The 18,658-nt window shown below is 58.8% G+C and carries 12 protein-coding genes; 2 read left to right on the forward strand and 10 right to left on the reverse strand.

The annotated features are described in order from the left end of the window. Positions 1-458: 458 nt before the first annotated feature. The 4 genes from IVA82_RS43580 to IVA82_RS43595 form a co-directional block, all read right to left on the reverse strand. Complete coding sequence (locus IVA82_RS43580; protein WP_247383491.1) at positions 459-1,772, reverse strand: HlyD family type I secretion periplasmic adaptor subunit; 1,314 nt, start codon at positions 1,770-1,772, stop codon at positions 459-461. Further along, positions 1,769-3,472: a type I secretion system permease/ATPase gene (locus IVA82_RS43585; protein WP_247383503.1), complete on the reverse strand. Its 1,704-nt coding sequence runs from the start codon at positions 3,470-3,472 to the stop codon at positions 1,769-1,771. Before IVA82_RS43585 ends, IVA82_RS43580 begins: the two co-directional genes overlap by 4 nt. 321 nt (positions 3,473-3,793) lie before the next feature. Continuing rightward, positions 3,794-6,265 (reverse strand): Ig-like domain-containing protein, encoded by a 2,472-nt coding sequence (locus IVA82_RS43590; protein WP_247493908.1) that lies wholly within the window; start codon positions 6,263-6,265, stop codon positions 3,794-3,796. Positions 6,266-6,852: 587 nt separating this feature from the next. After that, positions 6,853-7,890 (reverse strand): glycosyltransferase family 2 protein, encoded by a 1,038-nt coding sequence (locus IVA82_RS43595; RefSeq protein WP_247383489.1) that lies wholly within the window; start codon positions 7,888-7,890, stop codon positions 6,853-6,855. Between the two features lie 843 nt (positions 7,891-8,733). Between IVA82_RS43595 and IVA82_RS43600 the strand changes: the two genes are divergently transcribed. Beyond that, on the forward strand, positions 8,734-9,816 hold the full coding sequence (locus IVA82_RS43600; protein WP_247383488.1) for a 2OG-Fe(II) oxygenase: 1,083 nt from the start codon (positions 8,734-8,736) through the stop codon (positions 9,814-9,816). Positions 9,817-10,109: 293 nt separating this feature from the next. Here the strand turns inward: IVA82_RS43600 and IVA82_RS43605 are convergent, their stop codons facing one another. Together IVA82_RS43605 and IVA82_RS43610 are read right to left on the reverse strand one after the other, a co-directional pair. Then, the gene (locus tag IVA82_RS43605) at positions 10,110-11,126 is read right to left on the reverse strand and encodes an aldo/keto reductase (RefSeq protein ID WP_247383487.1); all 1,017 of its coding nucleotides are present in this window, start codon (positions 11,124-11,126) and stop codon (positions 10,110-10,112) included. Between the two features lie 16 nt (positions 11,127-11,142). Then, a complete protein-coding gene (locus IVA82_RS43610; RefSeq protein ID WP_247383486.1) occupies positions 11,143-12,240 on the reverse strand; it encodes a GMC oxidoreductase in 1,098 nt (365 codons plus the stop codon). A 963-nt stretch (positions 12,241-13,203) separates the two neighbouring features. Between IVA82_RS43610 and IVA82_RS43615 the strand changes: the two genes are divergently transcribed. Further along, entirely contained in the window at positions 13,204-14,136 is a 933-nt protein-coding gene (locus IVA82_RS43615; RefSeq protein ID WP_247383485.1) for a hypothetical protein, read from the forward strand. A 15-nt stretch (positions 14,137-14,151) separates the two neighbouring features. Here IVA82_RS43615 and IVA82_RS43620 read toward each other — a convergent pair whose 3' ends face one another. The 4 genes from IVA82_RS43620 to IVA82_RS43635 form a co-directional block, all read right to left on the reverse strand. After that, a complete protein-coding gene (locus IVA82_RS43620; RefSeq protein ID WP_247383484.1) occupies positions 14,152-14,877 on the reverse strand; it encodes a polysaccharide deacetylase family protein in 726 nt (241 codons plus the stop codon). Next, on the reverse strand, positions 14,874-15,935 hold the full coding sequence (locus IVA82_RS43625) for a glycosyltransferase family 4 protein (RefSeq protein ID WP_247383483.1): 1,062 nt from the start codon (positions 15,933-15,935) through the stop codon (positions 14,874-14,876). The genes IVA82_RS43620 and IVA82_RS43625 overlap by 4 nt, the downstream gene beginning before the upstream one ends. Before the next feature lie 150 nt (positions 15,936-16,085). Further along, positions 16,086-17,492 carry an O-antigen ligase family protein gene (locus IVA82_RS43630; RefSeq protein ID WP_247493909.1) on the reverse strand — a complete coding sequence of 469 codons (1,407 nt, stop codon included), beginning with the start codon at positions 17,490-17,492 and terminating at the stop codon, positions 16,086-16,088. Positions 17,493-17,587: 95 nt separating this feature from the next. Beyond that, entirely contained in the window at positions 17,588-18,586 is a 999-nt protein-coding gene (locus tag IVA82_RS43635) for a glycosyltransferase family A protein (protein WP_247383481.1), read from the reverse strand. Between the last annotated feature and the right edge of the window lie 72 nt (positions 18,587-18,658).

Below are 18,658 nucleotides of genomic sequence, written 5' to 3' on the forward strand. Positions count from 1 at the left end.
TCCTGGCGAGGAATTTCATATGCCGGACGAGCTGCTCGTCATTCTGGGGGCCGAAGCCACAATACTTGTCTTCGTGGCGGCGATGACCCTGTACGCCAAGCGAATGGACGTGCTGAGCGGACGCTCGTTCGAGCGGTCGGTCGTCTTGCCCGCGGGCAACAGGCATCCGTCACGGTCGATCGGTCGAAAGCCGCGCGATCTACTGCGATTGATCAGGAGGTGGGGCAACCTCACTACATTCGCCCCGCCTAATTTGTTGCGGCGATCTGACATCACCAGAACCAGACCGCAGGCTCCGTCCTGGCTTGTGACGCGCACTCGTCGGCCAGCCACACCCGCTGCGGATGCTTCCGGCCGCCCAGCCGTGCCTTCAGATGCTAGTCGCAACGCTGGCGCCCAAGGATAGGGCGCCAGCCCCGAATTCGCGCAGTCGAGCGCTGCTATCTTCCCGCGAAGAGTCAGCGCTCCTTGAATGCGCGCTCCGCCTGATCGTGCAGCGGCTTGAGCAGGTAGGATAGCGCGGTCCGACCTGCCGTCTTGATGAAGACCTCGACCGGCATGCCGGGCAGGAGCTTGGCCGACCCGAGTTTCGCGAGCTCTTCCGGCTTCAGCAGGACGCGTCCCGTGTAGTAGCTCGTGCCGGCGCGCTGATCCTGCGTAATGTCGGCCGAGACCATACTGACCTCTCCGTCGATTTCGGGCGTGGTCTTCTGGTTGAACGCTGCGAACCGCATTGTCGCTGTCTGCCCCATATAGACCTGGTCGATATCGCGCGGTGCGATCTTGACCTCGACCGCAAGCGAGTCCGCATCGGGCACGATCAGCATGATCTGCTCGCCGGGAGAGATTACACCTCCAACCGTGTGGACGCTCAGCTCGTGGACGCGGCCGGTTTGCGGTGCCCTGATATCGATTCGATTCAATTGATCGACCGCCGCAGTCTTGCGCTCGCTCAGCTCGGAGAGCTTCGATCGCGTTTCGATCAGATCCTTGCCCACTTCCGTCCGCAGGTCCTGGTCGATCTGAATGACCTGGAGTCCGATTTCGGCGATCTTGCCCTTCGACTGAGCAATCATTCCCGCCAGCTGGCTGCGCTCGCCTTCGAGGCGGGCGGAATCGCGCTCGAGGGAATTGAGCCGCGTGATCGGCACCAGATTTTTTTGCCAGAGACTGCGCACGCCCTCCAGCTCTTGCCGGATAAATTCGACTTCCTTCTGCTTGGCCTCGGTCTGCCCCGTAAGGCCTTTGATCTCGTTTTCCAGCTGCGCGCTTTTCTCCTGCAACTGCGCTTTTTGGCCGCTCCGCGCCTGACGACGCAGCTCGAACAGCTTTCGCTCCGCAGTGATTGCACGGCTCGCCTCGGAGTTGCTCTCCTTGGCCCGGTCGAGCAGCACCTTGGGAAAGCTAGCCTGCTCGGCGCCATCGCGCTCGGCCTCCAGACGAGCCTGCCGCGCGAACAGCTCATCGAGGCTGTTCGTGACGATGGTCGCATTTGCGAGCGTCTGAGTCTCGTCGAGGCGGATCAAAACATCCCCTGCATTGACCCGGGCGCCCTCCCGCACGCGCAACTCTCCTACGATCCCACCAGTGGAGTGCTGAACCTTCTTGACGCTCGAATCCACCACGACCACGCCTTGGGCGATCACCGCGCCCGACAATTGGGTCGTTGTCGCCCAACCGCCGATCCCAAAGGTTACCAAGCCGAACATGATCATACCGACGATCATGTAACGCTGGATGGATTGCATCGCCGGTGTCACCAGGCCGCTCATCGGCTACCTCCTTGAGCTTCCGCGACGACCTTGAGCGGTGTGGGATTTCGCAACACTCTCTTGAGGACCTCCTCTCTCTTGCCGAAGGACTGCACCCTGCCTTCCCCGAGGCACAAGACATGATCCACACCTTCCAACGCCTTCGGACGATGCGCGACAACGGCGACAATTCCGCCCCGGCGGCGCACGTTCAGGATCGCCTCGGTCAAGGCTTCCTCGCCCTCGGCGTCGAGATTGGACGAGGGCTCATCAAGCACGACCAGGAAGGGCTTGCCGTAAAAGGCGCGCGCGAGCCCGATACGCTGCCGCTGCCCCGCCGACAACGCCAGCCCTCCCTCGCCAATCTTCGTGCTGTAGCCGTCCGGAAGGGAGAGGATGAGGTCGTGCGCGCCCGCGCCATGCGAGGCTTCCAGAACAGCAGCGGCCGTTGCCTCCGGGTCGAACCGCGCAATGTTCATTGCGATGCTGCCGTCGAACAATTCGACGTCCTGAGGCAGATAACCGATATGCTTGCCGAGGGCATCCGAAGACCAGTGATCGAGCGCGGCATTGTCGAGCCGGATCCTGCCTCGAATGCACGGCCACACACCAACCAGTGCACGTGCCAACGTCGATTTGCCGGATCCGCTCGGACCAATGATTCCAACCGCCTGCCCGCTCCGCAACTGGAACGACACTTCACTGAGGGTGGGCCTCTCGGAGTTCGGGGCGCCAATATAGAGGTGCTCGGCGGTGAGGGTTTCAACAGGCGCGGGCAATGCCAACCGCTCCTCCTCGCTAGGCAGAAGCTTCAGCAAGTGATCGAGCCGTTGCCCCGATTGCCGCGCAGCGACGAATCCTTTCCAGTTCGCAATGGCCATTTCGACAGGCGCCAGTGCCCGCGCGGTGAGAATCGATCCGGCAATGATGATGCCGGCCGTCGATTCCTGGTTGATGACAAGCACAGCACCGACGGCAAGAACCAGCGATTGCAAGATCGCGCGAAAAATCTTGGAGGCGCCACCGAGTCCGTTTGCGACATCGCTGGCCCGCTCATGGGCGGCGAGATACTTCGCGTTGACGTCCCGCCAACGTAAACCCGCCTGTTGCCGCATCCCCATGGCCTGCAGAACTTCGGCATTTCGCCGTCCCTCGAGCGCAAGGGCAGTTCGCGAAACGGCCAGACGCGAGGACGCCTTTGCCGGCCCTCGGGTGCGCGTTTCCGTGAGCATCGTGATACCGACCAGCACCAGCGCGCCGGCCAGCGCAGTGACGCCAATCCAGAAGTGAAAGAGGAAGCAGACGCCGAGATAGATTGGCATCCAGGGCAGATCAAAGAGTGCCGTCGGCCCTCCGCTCGACAGGAAGCTACGGACCTGATCGAGATCCCGCACCGGCTGCAGGCCATCGCCATCGGCCCTGGTCTTGAGAGGCAGGCGAACAAGCGCATCGAATATGCGAACGCTGAGCCTTTCATCGAAATACCGTCCGACCCGGGCGCTGATCCTGTTCCTGACGAGGTCCAGCCCACCCTGAAACAGATAAAGTACCGTCGCCAGAACCATCAAGGCGATCAGCGTCGGTATGCTGCGCCCGGGCAGCACCCGATCATAGACTTGCAGCATGAAGAACGAGCCGGTGAGCATAAGGAGATTGCTCATCCCGCTGAAGGCCGCGAGAGCCCAGAAAATCCGGCGGCAAGACCGCAGGAAAGCCGACATCTCTGACAGCGACTCGTCATAGTCCTCCGCCGGTCGGGGTCGACCAGCGAATATCCGTTGCCGCAGGGCTTCGACCGGGCGCTTTGCCCAGCCGATCAGTCGCGCTGTCCGCAGTTCGGCGTCATCCGCCCACTGTCGTCCGGCCGCCCATAGGCCTGACAAATGCAGAAGTGAAATTCGATAAAGATTCGCGGGCGGGGGGACCACCCCCCGCCGTCCAAAGTCAGTCATGGCATCCGCCCTTGAAACATGCCTCGGAAGATCCCCCAAGAGATCCCCGAGGCAGTTATTGAGTACCACTCTGTGTGGTTGGCCCGTCCCTTACGCGAAGTGGAAGTCGTGGCTGGTCAACGCATCCAGCTTGGTGTTCTTCAACGTGAGCGTGTCGCTCCCCGTCGCGATCACGACGTCCTGGCCTGATTGGGCCGCGTGGGAGAGAACGCTCGCAAAACTGTCGAACACACTCTTGCTGAACTCGATCGTGTCGTGCGCAGGACCGCGGGCAACGAAGTCCTTGATGACGTCGTGGCCGAAGTTCGCGCCGAACACGAAAGTGTCGGCCTGGCTGCTGCCAACGAAGATGTCATCGCCTGACGTCCCCTTTAGCGTCGTGTTGCCTGTCGAGGCAACGAGCGTACTGCCCGAAGTAGCAACGACCTGACTGGTGCTGTCGGATACGGTGGACGACGCAGCCACGGTGGAAGTACCGATCTGCCCGTCACCGTTCAGATCCTGATGGAAGCTGGTCTCGAGCGATTTAAGGCCAGAGTCCGTACCCGACACGGAGCCGCCCGACGTCGAGCCAGTCAAGGTGCTGACATGGGAAACGTAGTTGCCGTTGTTGTCGGTGTTCCAGGCCGTGTACTGACCGGTACTCGCCTCCTTCCAGGCAACCTGATACCCCGTGGCCGTCTTCTCCGCACCAATCGGCGCCCAGGTGCCATCTTGCCCGTCCACAAAATCAACACCGTGATTCTTCAGCGAGGGGCCTGATCCGGTGCTGCCGTTGAGGTAATATTTTCCGCCGCTCTCAACGAGACTCGTCACGCCAGCCGACTCGATTACCTTATCAGAGGTTGGCGACGTCGGTGTGGTTGGCGACGTCGGTGTGGCCGTGCTGGAGGTACCGATCTGCCCGTCACTGTTCAGATCCTGGTGAAAGCTGGTCTCGAGCGATTTAAGGCCAGAGTCCGTACCCGACACGGAGCCGCCCGACGTGGAGCCGGTCAGGCTGCTGACGTGGGAAACGTAGTTGCCGTTGCTGTCGGTGTTCCAGGCCGTGTACTGACCGGTGCTCGCCTCCTTCCAGGCAACCAGATAACCCGTCGCCGTCTTCTCCGCACCAATCGGTGCCCAGGTGCCATCTGACCCGTCGACAAAATCAACACCGTGATTCTTCAGCGAGGGGCCTGATCCGGTGCTGCCGTTGAGGTAATATTTTCCGCCGCTCTCAACGAGACTCGTCACGCCGGCCGACTCGATTACCTTATCAGAGGTTGGCGACGTCGGCGTGGTCGGCGACGTCGGTGCGGATGGCGCCGTCGAGGTGCCGGTGCTGGCCGTGACCACGGTGGACGCTGCGCTGGTGTTGCCTGCCGCATCCATTGCCTTCGCGGTGAGGCTGTGCGAACCGGCCGTAAGGGCGGCGGACGTGTAGGACCACACGCCACTGCTGTTGGTCGTCGCGGTCCCGATCTGGGTCGTGCCGTCGAACAGCTTTACGACGCTGCTCGCTTCGGCACCGCCCGACATCACCACCTGATTGGCGCTGTTCACGGTATGGCTGGCAATGGTCGGCGCGGTCGGCGCCTTGGTGTCGACGGTGACTGCCAACGCAGATGACGCCGCGCTGGTCTGACCCGACGAGTTGGTCGCCGTTGCGGTGAGCGTATGCTTGGCGTCAGTCAGGACCTTCGTAATGTAGTCCCAATTGCCGCTTGAGTCCGCAGTCGTCGAACCGATTTGGGTGGTACCGTCGTAGATCTTGACCGTGCTGCCGGCAGCAGAGGCACCCTTGAGCTCGATGGTATTGTCATTGGTGATCTTGTCGCCAGCGACGCCGCTGTCGGTCGAGAACGACGCGATACTCGGAGCATTCGGCGCGGTCGGTGTCGTCGGTGCCGTCGGTGTGGTGGGCGCGGTCGACCCTTCAACCGGAAAAGGTGATGGGATAAGGGCGCCCGGAACGAGCACACCATTCTCGATTGTCGCGTAGCGTACATTTTCCCACTGCGTTATGTGTATGTTCGCATTGACCTCTTGAAAGAGAAACGCGTTATACTCGAATGGTCCCACGAAATACACGTCTTTGAGGGCGACGTAGTCGTCGTGACCGGCTCCTGCATCCGCGGCAATACGCAGGCCATACGGCCCCCCCTCGAACATCACATTATTGAAGGTGAAGTTTCCACTGTAACCATCCGCAACGAACATCCCAGCCGTTGCAGAACTAGTGTTGTGGGACACAATTGCCGTATTTGTGATGGTCACATTCCCGGTCCCGCCGGGATCATAGACCTGAATCCCATCGGCGTGATCGGCTCCAATTCCCGTCGTGTCGATATACGTATTATTGATGTTTATATTGCCGCTACCCGCAATGCGGACGCCTTCCCTTCCATCAATACGGACGTGGTCGAGGGTGAACGAGCCCACGCCTGCGACGGCCGCATCACCGCTGTTGTCGGTAACACTTGCATTCGAAAGCGTCGCGCCATTTTGAAGGTAGGTCGAACTCGGATTAGTAACGTTGCTAAACATCGGGTCATTCCAGCTCAGAGGAATGGCTGCCATCTAGTTTTCTCCTGGATTAGTTTGTCCCTTGGCACGCGCCCAATTCCGACCCCCCGAGCGACGATACCCTACACGCGACACTGCTGGCGCAGCGCCGTTGGATCCTCTTTAGTCGACGGGCAGAGGCTTTTTTGCGACGACATGACGGCCCGCCCGAGGTGATTTCTTAGCTGCTTGGTCAAAGTCACTCCGCACGAATTTAATGCGACGCGAATTTCTTCAATTCATTGAGGCATTCGCTCTGCCTGCTGGCTCAAGGAGGCATACGAAGGGAGAACAACATATACGAAGGAATACTGGGTCCCGACCGCCGATCTCGATCATGCCGTGATTCGTCACCGGATGACAGCTCGTCGAGAGTTGGCGTTTCCTGCAGAGCAGCACGATTAAAAAAGCCCCAGACAAGTCCGCTGCGCGCTCGGATAATATACATTTATCGCGGCGATTATTTGCCCATCAAACTCAAAAATTATCATCCCGTTGATTTCGGTTCGATTGGCGCCGGACGAAATTCGAGGGGCAGTCGGCATGCCGGCGCGACCCGCCATATCCGACGTGAGCTCAGGACTCGACTGGGATTGCGCCGATCAACCGAGCTGCTGTGGCCCGGGCGCGGCATCCGGCCGCCCTGACTTGCCTTTGGCACCGTCCAGCAAACCGGCGAAAGCGATCCTTCCGGCCGACAAGGAGCCTTTGAGCACATATCGGGCGGCAAACAACAGCCCGACTCCGAAATGGCAGATCCAGCGCCATCCCGCAAAGCGCCGCGCAAAGAGAATGCTGTTGCGGGCAGACAGATAGATCGAGAGATGCGAGCGCTTCTCGGGGGCTACCGCCGAGCCGATGGTCGTTCCTCCAACGTGGCGAATGACAGCTTTGCTCGCGAAGCCGATGCGGTGCTTTCCCCGCCGGCGCCCCCAATCCAGATCTTCCATGTAGAGGAAATAGTCCTCGGCCATGAGACCGACGTCTTCGACGAACGCTCGCGTTGCCAGAACACACGCGCCGCTTACCGCGTCAATCCTGCCAAGATCATCGGCCGATGGTGCGCTCCCCGCTGGCGCATTCCTTCCTATGGCGATGACACGGCCCGTCATGCGGGACCAATGCAGTCCGTAGTTGATGATCTTGTCAGAGGCGTTGTCGAAGACCAGGCTTCCGCCAACCATGCCGAATCCCTCCGCAGACTTGGCAATTAATTCAGACAGGCCGCGGCGCTCCACTTCGGTATCGGGATTGAGGACAAGCACTGATTCCCAACCGGGGACGCCGAGTAATGGCTCGAGCCACGCGTTGACACCGCCTCCGTAGCCGAGGTTCTCGGTCGCGAGCCCAACTCGGACGACATTTGCGCGATTCTGAAATCGGCATTTCGTCACTGAGGCCAGTCGCTTGTGTGGCCGGTCAAGAACATCCGACGCATCGGAAGCTCGTTGCAACGTTCGATCCGATCCCACGAGCGCAGCCAGTAATTTTCCGTAGGCTGCTTCCCCGCCATTTTCACAAATGAAGACCTCAAAGTGATCCCAATCCGAACGAGCGAGCGACTTCAAGCAACGATCTACATCATCGGCATTGCAGTATGAGACGATGATGACAGCAAGTTTGACGCTAGCGGTCGGCATAGCCCAGACACCTTTTATTTGCTGTCGACGCTGACGAGCGACCGCCGCCACGTAAAGGCCGGCGTACCTTCGAACGAGGCCTCCGACGAGACCCCATCCCGGACCGCAAGCGCGATCCACAAACGAGGACGGCCGCCCTTGTCCGAGCCCCCTTGCATCGGAGAAACGCGATCCGTTCACGCGACCCGACTCTATGACCGCTACCCCTGAGAGACGAGCCCGACATTTCGGCAAATAATCCTATTTGCCGAGTTTCCTTATAGCAACGCTAAAATACGCTGGCCCTCGCGCGACGGCCGCCAATCAGACACCGGAGATAAGGCCATAAGCTGGAGCCGCCATGGATTGCGATTGAAGCAAGTGGCGGCCTTTCGGATTGCCGCTTTCGACAAATGGGAAGTCCTGGGTGCGGCAGCCTATAAGCGGATCGCTCTGTTTTTGGCCGACCGGATGCTCGCTGGTTAGACTTCTCGCTTGCTGCCTGACCATCCCGCGCCAGCGCAATTATGCGACAATGGCGGACGCATTTTGTCGTCGACGATATTCCTATTAACTAGCGCAACGCGCCTTGCTATTAACTAGCATAATGCGGTTCTTCGTAATCATTATCTATCACTTGGCCCCGCGCGCCTTGAGAGGGCCATATTCGCGAACATCACTTCGGCCGTCTCGGAAGAGCCGGCACCGGCACGTGCTCTAGGCGTTGCGCGGCGTTCGCAGCGCCTCGCGGGTGGGGCGAACGCGATCCGCCCGTCGAATTTCAGGAACCAGGACAATGACCACTCTCTATGTAACTCCGCAGCTACTCGACAAATTGGGTCGTCATGTCCTGGGAGGCGGGAAGTGATCGGCATCGGTGAACCTGCGCCGTGGTTCCTGGCCGCGAAAGATGCCGGCGAGATGGTTCACTTCGATGAACTTGGCGGCCGCTATCTCGTGCTGTTCTTCTTCGGCCAAGCAGCCCCGCCCATTGTCGAAGCCTTGGCCCAGATTGAACGCTGCCCGCTTTTCGACGGAGATCGCGCGCTCTGTATCGCAGTGGGCAACCGCCGCGAGGATTTCAGCGAAGGCGCCTTGCCGCGAAGTCGTGCGGGACATCTCTATCTTTTGGATGGGCAGGGCGACGGCACGCAGCGCTACGGACTAACCCCGCCGGTGCAACCGGTAGCGTTCATCCTCAGCCCGGCAATGCAGGTCATTGACGTCGTAGCGCTGAACGATCCCAGCGTCTTTGCCGCCCACATCCGCTCAACGCTGACATCGCTCCTGACGAACAACGATTGGGAAAGCAATGCGCCGGTGCTGATCGTGCCGCAGATTTTCGACCGTCCGTTATGCGAGCGCCTGATCAATCTCTACGACGAAGCGGGCGGGCGCGAGATCGGTGCCATCGAGCGCAAAGGCGAGGCCCTCAAACACTTCAATCCGGAATTCCGCAAGCGGTTGGACTATTACGTAGCGGACGAGCCGGCGGTCATCCGTTGCAGAGAGTTGCTGGCGACCCGCCTGTTGCCATTGGTTTTCCGTGCCTTTCAATTCAGAACCACACGCATCGAGCGTTGGCTCGTTGGTTGTTATGATGCGAAGACCGGCGGGCATTTTCGGCCACACCGAGACAATACCGTAGCGGTCGCTGCGCATCGCCGGTTCGCGCTGACCATTAACCTCAATGACGGTTACGGCGGCGGCGATCTGGTCTTCCCAGAATATGGCCGCAAGACCTACCGCGCAGCGATAGGCGAGGCCATCGTATTTTCGTGTTCGTTACTGCACGAGGTCACGCCGGTTTCGAGCAATCGTCGCTATGCTTTTCTGTCGTTCTTGTACGATGAGGAGGGAGAGAAGATGCGCGTCGCGTCGTCGGCAAAACTCGACCGTTGGCGAGCCCTGAATCAGCCAGAAAAGAGCGATGATCGCGAAATGTGAACATATCGGACTCGACTCGCTGCCGGGATGGACGACACCGAAGCGGAATTTGGCTCGATGAGCAAGTTTAACTCAGGTGTCGAGAAAATTGGAGCCGGCTGCGCGGTAGCGCCGAGTTCAACCGCCACCCCGGTTCAAAAGACAGGCTGCGCAATTCCAGCGGCCTCCAGCACTGCGCGATCAATGTTGCCCACACCGGTGCGAAAGTCGTTCGCACCGGCCGCTTCCAGCCTGCCGCCCAGCACGAGTGCACGCCGATTTGCTCCGAGGATATCGTCGCCAGTCCGCACGTGTCAGAAATTCAGCCCTCGGAAGCTCGATTCAAAAAAGTCAGCAACGTGCTTTCGTGCCAACAATGCGTTCAAGCCCGCGATTTGTTTCTCATCGATAACCGGGCTACTGACCGATTTGACGTTTGCCACGACATTCGCTGGACTGGACGAGAAAAAGATGACGATTCCGTTTGAATTTGCTTTCAGCGCGTGCGCCAGAAGTAGATGAGCCAATTTTTTGGAGTCACGTGGGTCTACCTGCGTGAGCGACTGCCATTCAGCTGCCATTCGTTCATCCGACAGCAAGCGATTGAGCAGGATGTCAAATCGACTGGTGAGCGATGAGTGTGTAATCACAAGACCGTCTGTTGCCGGAAGTTTTCTAACGTTCATATTCCAGATGGCGCTCGGGATCTGTACAACGTCCAACAACCCTGCGTGCCTTTCAAGGATGGACATCGTCTCGTCTATGCCAGTGGCAATGCCAAAGGCGCGAATCTTTCCCGCGCTCTTGAGATCATGGAGATAATGTAGCAGGTCTGTTTCCTCTAGATCGGCGGCGGTGCACTCGTGCAACAATAGAATGTCCAGGTAATCAGTGCGCAACTCCTTGAGGCTTTTCTCGACACTGTTTCGGAATTCCACAGGTCCAAAGGCTCCGAAACGCGGGATCGAAGTTGACGGCACCGGCACGTGGTACTTTAGATTTGGCGCAACCTTGTGCAAAAACCGAATGCCGCGGCCCATTGCGCGTACATGAAGCGCTCGACTTTGTGGGAGGATGCCCGCCTTGCTTGCCAAAACCAGGCGATCCCGCTTTTGCGCGGTCAACTCTCCCAAAATGCTCTCTGCGCGACCGGCACCATACATTCGGGCAGTATCAAAATACGTAACACCACAATCCATCGCTGTTTCGAGCAACCTGAGTGCGTCACGACGGGTCCGTCGCTTGCTCAACAATGCACCGGATCCAAAACCCAGCGGGAGCATGTTTCGTGGAAGGATTTCTCGGAATGGCTTGACCATAGCAACCGCCATGACGTGGTGTCTCCGGCTACCTGAATGCGGCTTCTCGCTTTGTTTGGGTGACCGCGGTCACGGCGTGATGACATGCGCGCGCTGTCAGAGCGAGAATGGTCAAGGTGGGATTTTGCGTCCCCTGTGACGGGAAACAGGCACCATCTGTGACGTACAATCCCTGCGCGTCCCAGCATTGGTTATTTGGATCGAGGACAGAGGTCGCGGGATCCGTGCCCATCCGGGCCGTCCCGCACTCATGAATTCCAGAGCCTGGTGGGCCCGGCTTGCTATTGACGCGGCTGAGCGTCACGCCAGCGGCGGCGGCGATCTCGCGTACAGCTGCAGCCTGATCGCGGGCAAGCGCCAAATCTGCTTCGCTATGACGACAGTCGATATTCAAAATGGGAATTCCCCATTTGTCTCGCCGTGTGGGATGCAGCGTTACACGATTTTCGGCGCGAGGCAGCATTTCGCCGAAACTGACTGCCGTGAAATGGGAGCGCCCGTTCCCGCCCGCAAACTGATACAATTGCACGCCAAAACCTCGGCCGCCGCGCGGTGCAGACTTGTCGCGAGCATCGAAGCGCGGAAGGTAGACCGCGCATCCATCTTCAAGAACTGGGCTTGGCTTCAGTGGCTCTCCCCCACCCCACCCGGTTATTACGATATGGTCCATCAAGTTGCGCCCCAGCGCATTCGACGTTGCACCGAGCCCCTGAGCCCCTTTTGCCGAGCGCGAAAGCAATAGTATTCGCGTGGACTCCAATGACGACGCGCAAAGGAACACCAATGGAGCGCGAGCGTGCACATCGGTGCCGCTCTGTTGATCGAACCAGGAAACGCCGCGCACTCGACCCGAGCGGTCGACATCGATCTGCTTTACAATGGCCCCCTCACGACATCGAAGACGCCCGGTAAGAGCAGCGCCTTCCAAGGCGTCCAGCGGTGGCGCAAAACGTGTAAGCATCGGGCGCGAGTGGGGCCATCGTGTGCCAATCGCTGCCATGAGAGCGGATTGATTGAGCGTGGGTTCGAGCTCACGCGAGAGATGACTGTCAGGCTGCCATGGTACGGCCTCGGAGGCGCCGGCAAGCCCAAGCCGCCGCTCGACCATCGAATACCAGGGGTCCAACTCACCTGGCTCGATGGGCCAAGGCGCGCTCAATCCGTCACAGGGCGCCAGATCCGAGGAACTCAGGCGATAGTATTGCCGGCCATGCCCTGGAAGCCCCACCCGTCCGCCGAGCGTTCGCGCACGTATCCACACAAAAGGCTGGTCTCGCGGCGTCGCATACGGGCAATCACGGTCATCTACAAAAGCTTCCGGCGCGCGGCCCCAAATACTGCAGCGAGATTGGACGGGTTGACGTACCAAACCGACACTCCTCAAGGCGATCTTCCCCAAGGGAGCGGCCTTGGGAGGAAGCAAGCGAAGTGTGGCGGGGTCGGCGAGCTTTCGCGTCATGGTTGCCGTCGCACGGCTCACCCAAGAGCGTCGTGACTGACGCCATCCGGCCTCGAGCACGAGCACGCGCAAGCCGGCCTCAGCGAGCAGGAGTGCTGCCAGTCCGCCGGCGGCTCCAGCTCCAACGACTATGACATCCTGCGCTACGGCGGCCTGCATTTCGTCGATCGTTGTGGTCCGTAGTACAGCATCGAGGGCTGGCCCGATCCGCATGAGACTACCTCTGGGCAAAAATTGGTGGGAGAATACAATCGAAGTGCGGAGCACCATCGAACGCTTATCCCCTCAATCAAAAACAAATTAAATATATTCAAATTAAATGCTACAATGAATTCCAGCCATTTTCAACTCTCCGGCTCAGCAACGAGATGTCATGCGAACACCGGTTATTGCAAGTCCCAAACTATTGGAACTCAAGAATAAACAGGCCAAGTGCGTATTATGGTTATTAGCCAAAGGCGGGCAGGAAAAATCGCAAGCAGTTCCTGCCTCAAATATAATCTCGCCGGAAATGGCCCCGGCGAGGCATTCAATTCATCCGAGCAGGCACGCTCGAATGGCGAAGCGCAATGACGGCTCGACCGACCGAGATTGCAGATTCAACGCGCGCAAACCGCGCTAGGAGGTTCCATGCGCTATCTGATGACGCGGACCCTGTTGCTGACGGGGGCCGTTATTGCCCAACCGACCGTCACCTCGACGCGCATTGAGGCTGCAGAATGGACGTGCCGTGGTTCCGCGGACGCCGCCCTCTCGAGCCTGCTGCGGGATGACCAGGCGCCGGAGGCTTGCAGTGATCATGCGTTGGTGGCTCCGGGCCAAATGTTCGAGATGCGCTCCAGCGGCGATCGGATAGCAACAACGGTGCGTTTAGCCGGCGATCCTCCTCCGCTCCTTGACCCTGTAGCCCATGCCGCGCCTGACCCGGTGCAGAGTTCGGTCGGCGTTCCGTTGAGCTTCAACGATCCCATGTACGCCAACGTCAAAAACGGCACGAGCGGTATCATCTTGCCGCCGGACGCGTCCGGAACGGACCTCTCGATCGTTGAGAACTCAGGGGATTCGACAGTTGTCTGCAAGGGGTCCTGTAACCTCACGCGGGTCCGCATCCGATCACGAGAGGGCGTTCGCTGCATCAGCGGCGATATCAATATGAGTTGGGTCTATATCGAGGCCACAGGGGTCGAAGGTGATCATGCCGACGGGGTGCAGTGCTATGCTCCGGGTTCTACGGGCACAGTCACCGTCAAAAACTCGACGTTCAAGATGGCCGGCGTCACGACCGCAGGCTACTTCTCGTCCGACGGTTGGAGAGGCTCGCACGTCTTCGAGAACGTATTGTTCGACGGCGGCAGTTTCGGACTCCGTATCCCGGCAGACGGAGGCTCCTCCGTGAGTCTGAAGAACGTCTACTTCGTGCGTGGTTCCTTCCGCTACCGGCCATTCCTGTTCGACGTGGTCAAGGGACTGCGAATCAACATCGCGCAATGGGAGAATGTGCGTTGGGCGAATTGGGAGGGCGATAGGCTCGTCCTCGGAAACCCTATCCCGCGGCCGCCTTAGGTGCCGCGCAAAGCGCTATCGACACCGCCAGTGCATCAGTTGGCGATAGAGCCCGAGTTTGGTGCTGATCCTCCAGACAAAGCCGCGCATTGCATCCGGGTCGAGCAAATGCTGGCGCATGTACTCCACGTCCATATTGTCCGTCAGACAGAGGCGGGAATAGAGAAAGGGTTCAAATCCGCGATGATGCCCAAGCTGGATTGTAAAGAGGTGCGTGTAACCGGCGTTTAGAGCCGCGTCCCAAGCCCGTCGGGAAAAGCGCCCGTATGGGAAAGCGAAAAGAGTAACCTCTTGCCCAAGGCGATCCTCGAGCATCGACTTCGACACTGTGACCTCGCGACCGAGCTCGACATCCGAGACAGTGGTCAAATCGACATGGGCCATGCCATGTGAGCCGATCGTAACGCCGTTCCTGTCAAGTTCCTCAATCATCTCCCAACTCAGACGTCCCTGCGAGCCCACAAAATCCACCGGAATAAAGGACATGAAACCTGGGATCCGACCGGTCGTCACGTAACGGGCATAGACATGCGTGTAGTCCGAAATAAATCCATCGTCGAAGGTCAGCAGGACCTCATCGGTACGGCTGGCTTTCGGATCAGCGCATTGTTTCAGAAAGCTCTGAGGCGAGACCAGCCTATCCCCACACAGCGAGAGATGTGCATCGAATGTTTCATGCGTTAGGCACCACGCATTCGAGGGCGATGCTTCCACCAGTTCGTGATAGTTCAAGACGATCATAGCGTTTGTATCAGATCTGAGACACGCCGAGCCCAGACCTGCCAGTTCAATCGGGACTCGAAAGCATCGCGGCTCGATCGTCGAAGGCGTGCCAGCCGGTCCGGGTTCGCAAATGTCTCGGAGATGGCGGCCGCATAGTCCACCTTCGTCGCATTCGGCGGCAACAGGATGCCGGTCTCTTCGTCGCGGATCGCGCAGGAGACGCCGCCAGTGGCCGGCGCAACACTCGGTACGCCATGGGCCGCCGCTTCGCAAAACACGATGCCGTAGCAATCTGCCCGGGTCGGCAACAGAAAGAAATCCGCGTCGCGATAGAGCTGATCCAGCCGGTTGCGCTGTTCACGATCATTCTTGTCGAGGAAAGGGATGATCGTAACGCCATCCTGGGCGAAAGGCTTGGGCGGCGTGCATCCGCAGATCACCAATTCCGCCTCTATGCCCCTGCCCCTTAGTTCGGTGACAGTCCCCACTGCGATATCCGCACCCTTCTCTTGCCAGTTGGCACCGATGAAGAGGAGCCGGCACGGACCCGGCTTGCGGCGACCGAGCACAGAGGCACGACCAGGCGTTTCTTCGAGGTTGGCGCCCCAAGGAATGACATGCACCCGCGCACGGTCGGCGCCGTAGTCCCTAACCGCAGATTCGGCCGCCCATTCCGAGGGATAGAGGACCATATCGGCGCGCGCGATTGTTTTACGTTCCAGGCGTTCGGCAGTCTCTCGCGCGTTGCGTGACAGGTTCCGATAGTTGGGATGGTAATTGTCAACCAGCCGAAAGGTCGCGTCGGACGCATAGACGAGGGGAACCCCCTCAGGCACACTCCAGGCGAATGTGGACCCGGCGGGCGCGAAGACGACATCGGGAGCGACGGCGCGGATTTTTCGGGCTGCGTCCGCTGCATATTGTGCAACCACAGGACGTGCGTGAAACGGGGAGAGGCTCCGCCTGCGAAACGTCCGGCACACTCTGGAGTAGGTCTTGTAAAGAGGCAGGCTCGGTGCGCTCAGGGGACCGATATGGACGACCTCATGACCCTCGTGTGCGAGCGATTTCGACATGTGAAATGGAGTGCCGGACCAGAACTTGACCTCGCTTGCATCGCCGATCGTGACGAAGGCGATCCGCCGCTCTGCTTGGCTGCCGGAGATGTGGCACTGATTCATTTCATTCCCTTACACAAGAGACAAACAGCAGATGGAATCTCGCAGTCAAATCCCTCCGGAAAATCCAATCACGCCCCGGTTTTCCGCAGCACGCGCGGCTCTCTCGCGCAGTATCGCGGATTCCGCGAGGTTCGCCCGCATCCCGGCAAAGACAGCGATCAGGATCCAACAGGTACCCCAATAGTGCACGATGAATCCTAGAAAAACGAAAACGGTCATGACAATTCCGAGCGCCACCGCGAGCCGCCGTTCTTCGGGACTGAGGTAATGCGACCTATCAATCGAACCAAGCCAGCATGAGCCCACAATCGTCATGAGGATTAATGCGCTTCCGGGAATTCCATACGTCATCGCCGTGGCAAGCCAGAAGGCATCCACGCTGCCACTTACAAGCGCACCGTTAGCCTGCCAATTCCAGTCGCCGTTCAGACCTATCCCGAAGACCGGCGAACCGAGTACGACGGGAATCCCCGTGTCCCAGATCGCTTGACGGGCCCAGGCCGACTCCGGACTTACTCCGCTAAGGCGTACCAGCGTTGCCACTGGGCTGGCAGAAAAAATGAAAACGGTAAGGAGTACGGCAGTCACCAACAGTCCGACTAACTTCCATCGAGCGGTGAAGCGTGGGGTTGCAGCATAGAAAATTGCCAGTCCGAATCCGATAATGTAACCCAGCATCGGACCCTTCGCCTGCGAATAATACACGCCGATGAACGCAATGCCTGCAACAAAGCAGCCGAATGCCCGGGCCTTGAACGTAGTGAAGGCAAGGGCCCCGAACCAAACGCAAAGAGCACCGAACAATATCGAATGCTCCAGCGGACCCATTGCGCGAACGGATCCGTCCCGGAAGAAGGTCTCGGCCCGCTGAAGCAATGCGTCTTCATAACCTTGTTTCACATAACCGGTAATGCCTTTGGTGAACTCATAGGTGAACAGTTGATCATTCAAGGGGTCGAGAAGAGCGATACCGACGACCACAATCATCAGCTTGCACGAGAAGCGCGCGAGTCGCACGGAACTATCGAGAGGGCCGAGAAGATACCGGAAAGTCAGATATGCGCCGGTGAATGTAATCGCCTCGATTCCCGACCCTTTAAGTCCCGTCAGACCATCTATTGCGGTTGCAGCCAACATCATCCAGGCGCCCGCGGCTAGGGCCAGAATGTCTGATGGGACGCAGACCACAGCGCGCTTGCCTGCGCGCTGGGACAGCTGCGATATCGCCGCGATGGATGCACCGAAAATCAGCACTCGAGCGACGGAGAGGCGAAAATCTCCGATGAAGAAGGACAGGCCCTCGGGCAAGAAGATCGTAACCAGCAATAGCTTCAGAAATAGTTCGGTACCTGAGAGCGAGCCGCCTGCCGCACGCCCGACCGGGCTTAGCTGCTGGTCCTGCAGATAGGCAAGTTGCAGACCCGGATCCAGTTCCAAGCTTTTGCGGCTCAACGTGAATACCTCTAGTGCCTAGGACATTTCGTTAAAGGAGCTGCGCTCACAATCGAGGCGTCGCATGACGGGACCGGTACGTGCCGGGAAGCGTTTCATTTGGTCGTGGCAAAAGGAGTCGCCAGGAAGTAACGACGTAGACGGTTCACTACGCTGGGTGAAATAAGCGCGTAGACCAGCGCCTTGTAATAGTGCGGATCCGCCGGATGTAGACAGGCACATTGCAAACCCGTCCTCAAGGCAGACAAACGACGGTTTGACCGACGCCACTCCAGTACGCTCCTGATGAAATGGGCGGCGATGTTGTTATCCTGTAAACTGTTATCAGACTTGTGGCTGCATTCTGGCTCGAACCATAAACCCCGCCGCTCGCACGCACGCCTGAATGCTTCGACCTCAAATTGCCTGCGCCACGCAGGCGCACGTCGCGTGAGAGAATTGGGAAGAATGCGATACGCGTATAGGCACTCGCCCAACACGATCATTGAATGCACTTCTCCAATTCTCCATATGTAATCGCAGGTCTCGGCGACCTGCAATGAAGGCTCGAACCGCATATGGCCGACCAATGACATCCGAAACATTCCTGTCGGATCAAGGGCAGGCATTTGAAAGGCATTGATCTCGGACTGGCACTCGTCCTCGTTTTTGGGCGCAAACACGGGGGCCATGAATTTCCCGTCAATGATCAGCTCGTTGCCGCAGAATACGGCAGCCAAGTGCGGCTTGTTGAGCAGCGCGCCAACCTGCCTCTCAATTCGCGTTGGATGACTGATGTCATCCGCATCTTGAATTGCATAAAACTCACCGCGGACCCGATCGAGCGCTCGATTGATAGCCACAGGCTTCGTTGAATTCGCTTGATGGATCACCCGAATACGTTTGTCTGCCAGCAAATCCTGCACTGAGTTGAAACAGCCGTCCGTGCTGCCATCGTCGATAATGAGGATATCCAGATTTTTGTATGTCTGATCAATTATGCTCAACAGCGAAGGACGCAGATATTCGCCTGCATTGTAAACGCACATCACGACAGTGACGAGCGGACCTTCTGCTACCCGACCAGTTTTGGGCAAATGTGCCTGGTACGTCATGCGAACTCCTGGGTCAGTCGGCCGGCGGCTGACGGCTCTGACTGCATCGATGATAGAACTCGGAGGCGTTGC

The organism is Bradyrhizobium sp. 142 (assembly GCF_023074015.1).
Taxonomy (GTDB): Bacteria; Pseudomonadota; Alphaproteobacteria; order Rhizobiales; family Xanthobacteraceae; genus Bradyrhizobium.

Excerpts from the sequence above, each read along its gene's own strand:
- IVA82_RS43605 (WP_247383487.1), bottom strand. The coding sequence starts at position 11,126 with ATGGCGGTTGCTATGGTCAAGCCATTCCGAGAAATCCTTCCACGAAAC.
- IVA82_RS43595 (WP_247383489.1), bottom strand. The coding sequence starts at position 7,890 with ATGCCGACCGCTAGCGTCAAACTTGCTGTCATCATCGTCTCATACTGC.
- IVA82_RS43580 (WP_247383491.1), bottom strand. The coding sequence starts at position 1,772 with ATGAGCGGCCTGGTGACACCGGCGATGCAATCCATCCAGCGTTACATG.
- IVA82_RS43625 (WP_247383483.1), bottom strand. The coding sequence starts at position 15,935 with ATGTCGAAATCGCTCGCACACGAGGGTCATGAGGTCGTCCATATCGGT.
- IVA82_RS43585 (WP_247383503.1), bottom strand. The coding sequence starts at position 3,472 with ATGTCGGCTTTCCTGCGGTCTTGCCGCCGGATTTTCTGGGCTCTCGCG.
- IVA82_RS43620 (WP_247383484.1), bottom strand. The coding sequence starts at position 14,877 with ATGATCGTCTTGAACTATCACGAACTGGTGGAAGCATCGCCCTCGAAT.
- IVA82_RS43590 (WP_247493908.1), bottom strand. The coding sequence starts at position 6,265 with ATGGCAGCCATTCCTCTGAGCTGGAATGACCCGATGTTTAGCAACGTT.
- IVA82_RS43635 (WP_247383481.1), bottom strand. The coding sequence starts at position 18,586 with ATGACGTACCAGGCACATTTGCCCAAAACTGGTCGGGTAGCAGAAGGT.
- IVA82_RS43615 (WP_247383485.1), top strand. The coding sequence starts at position 13,204 with ATGCGCTATCTGATGACGCGGACCCTGTTGCTGACGGGGGCCGTTATT.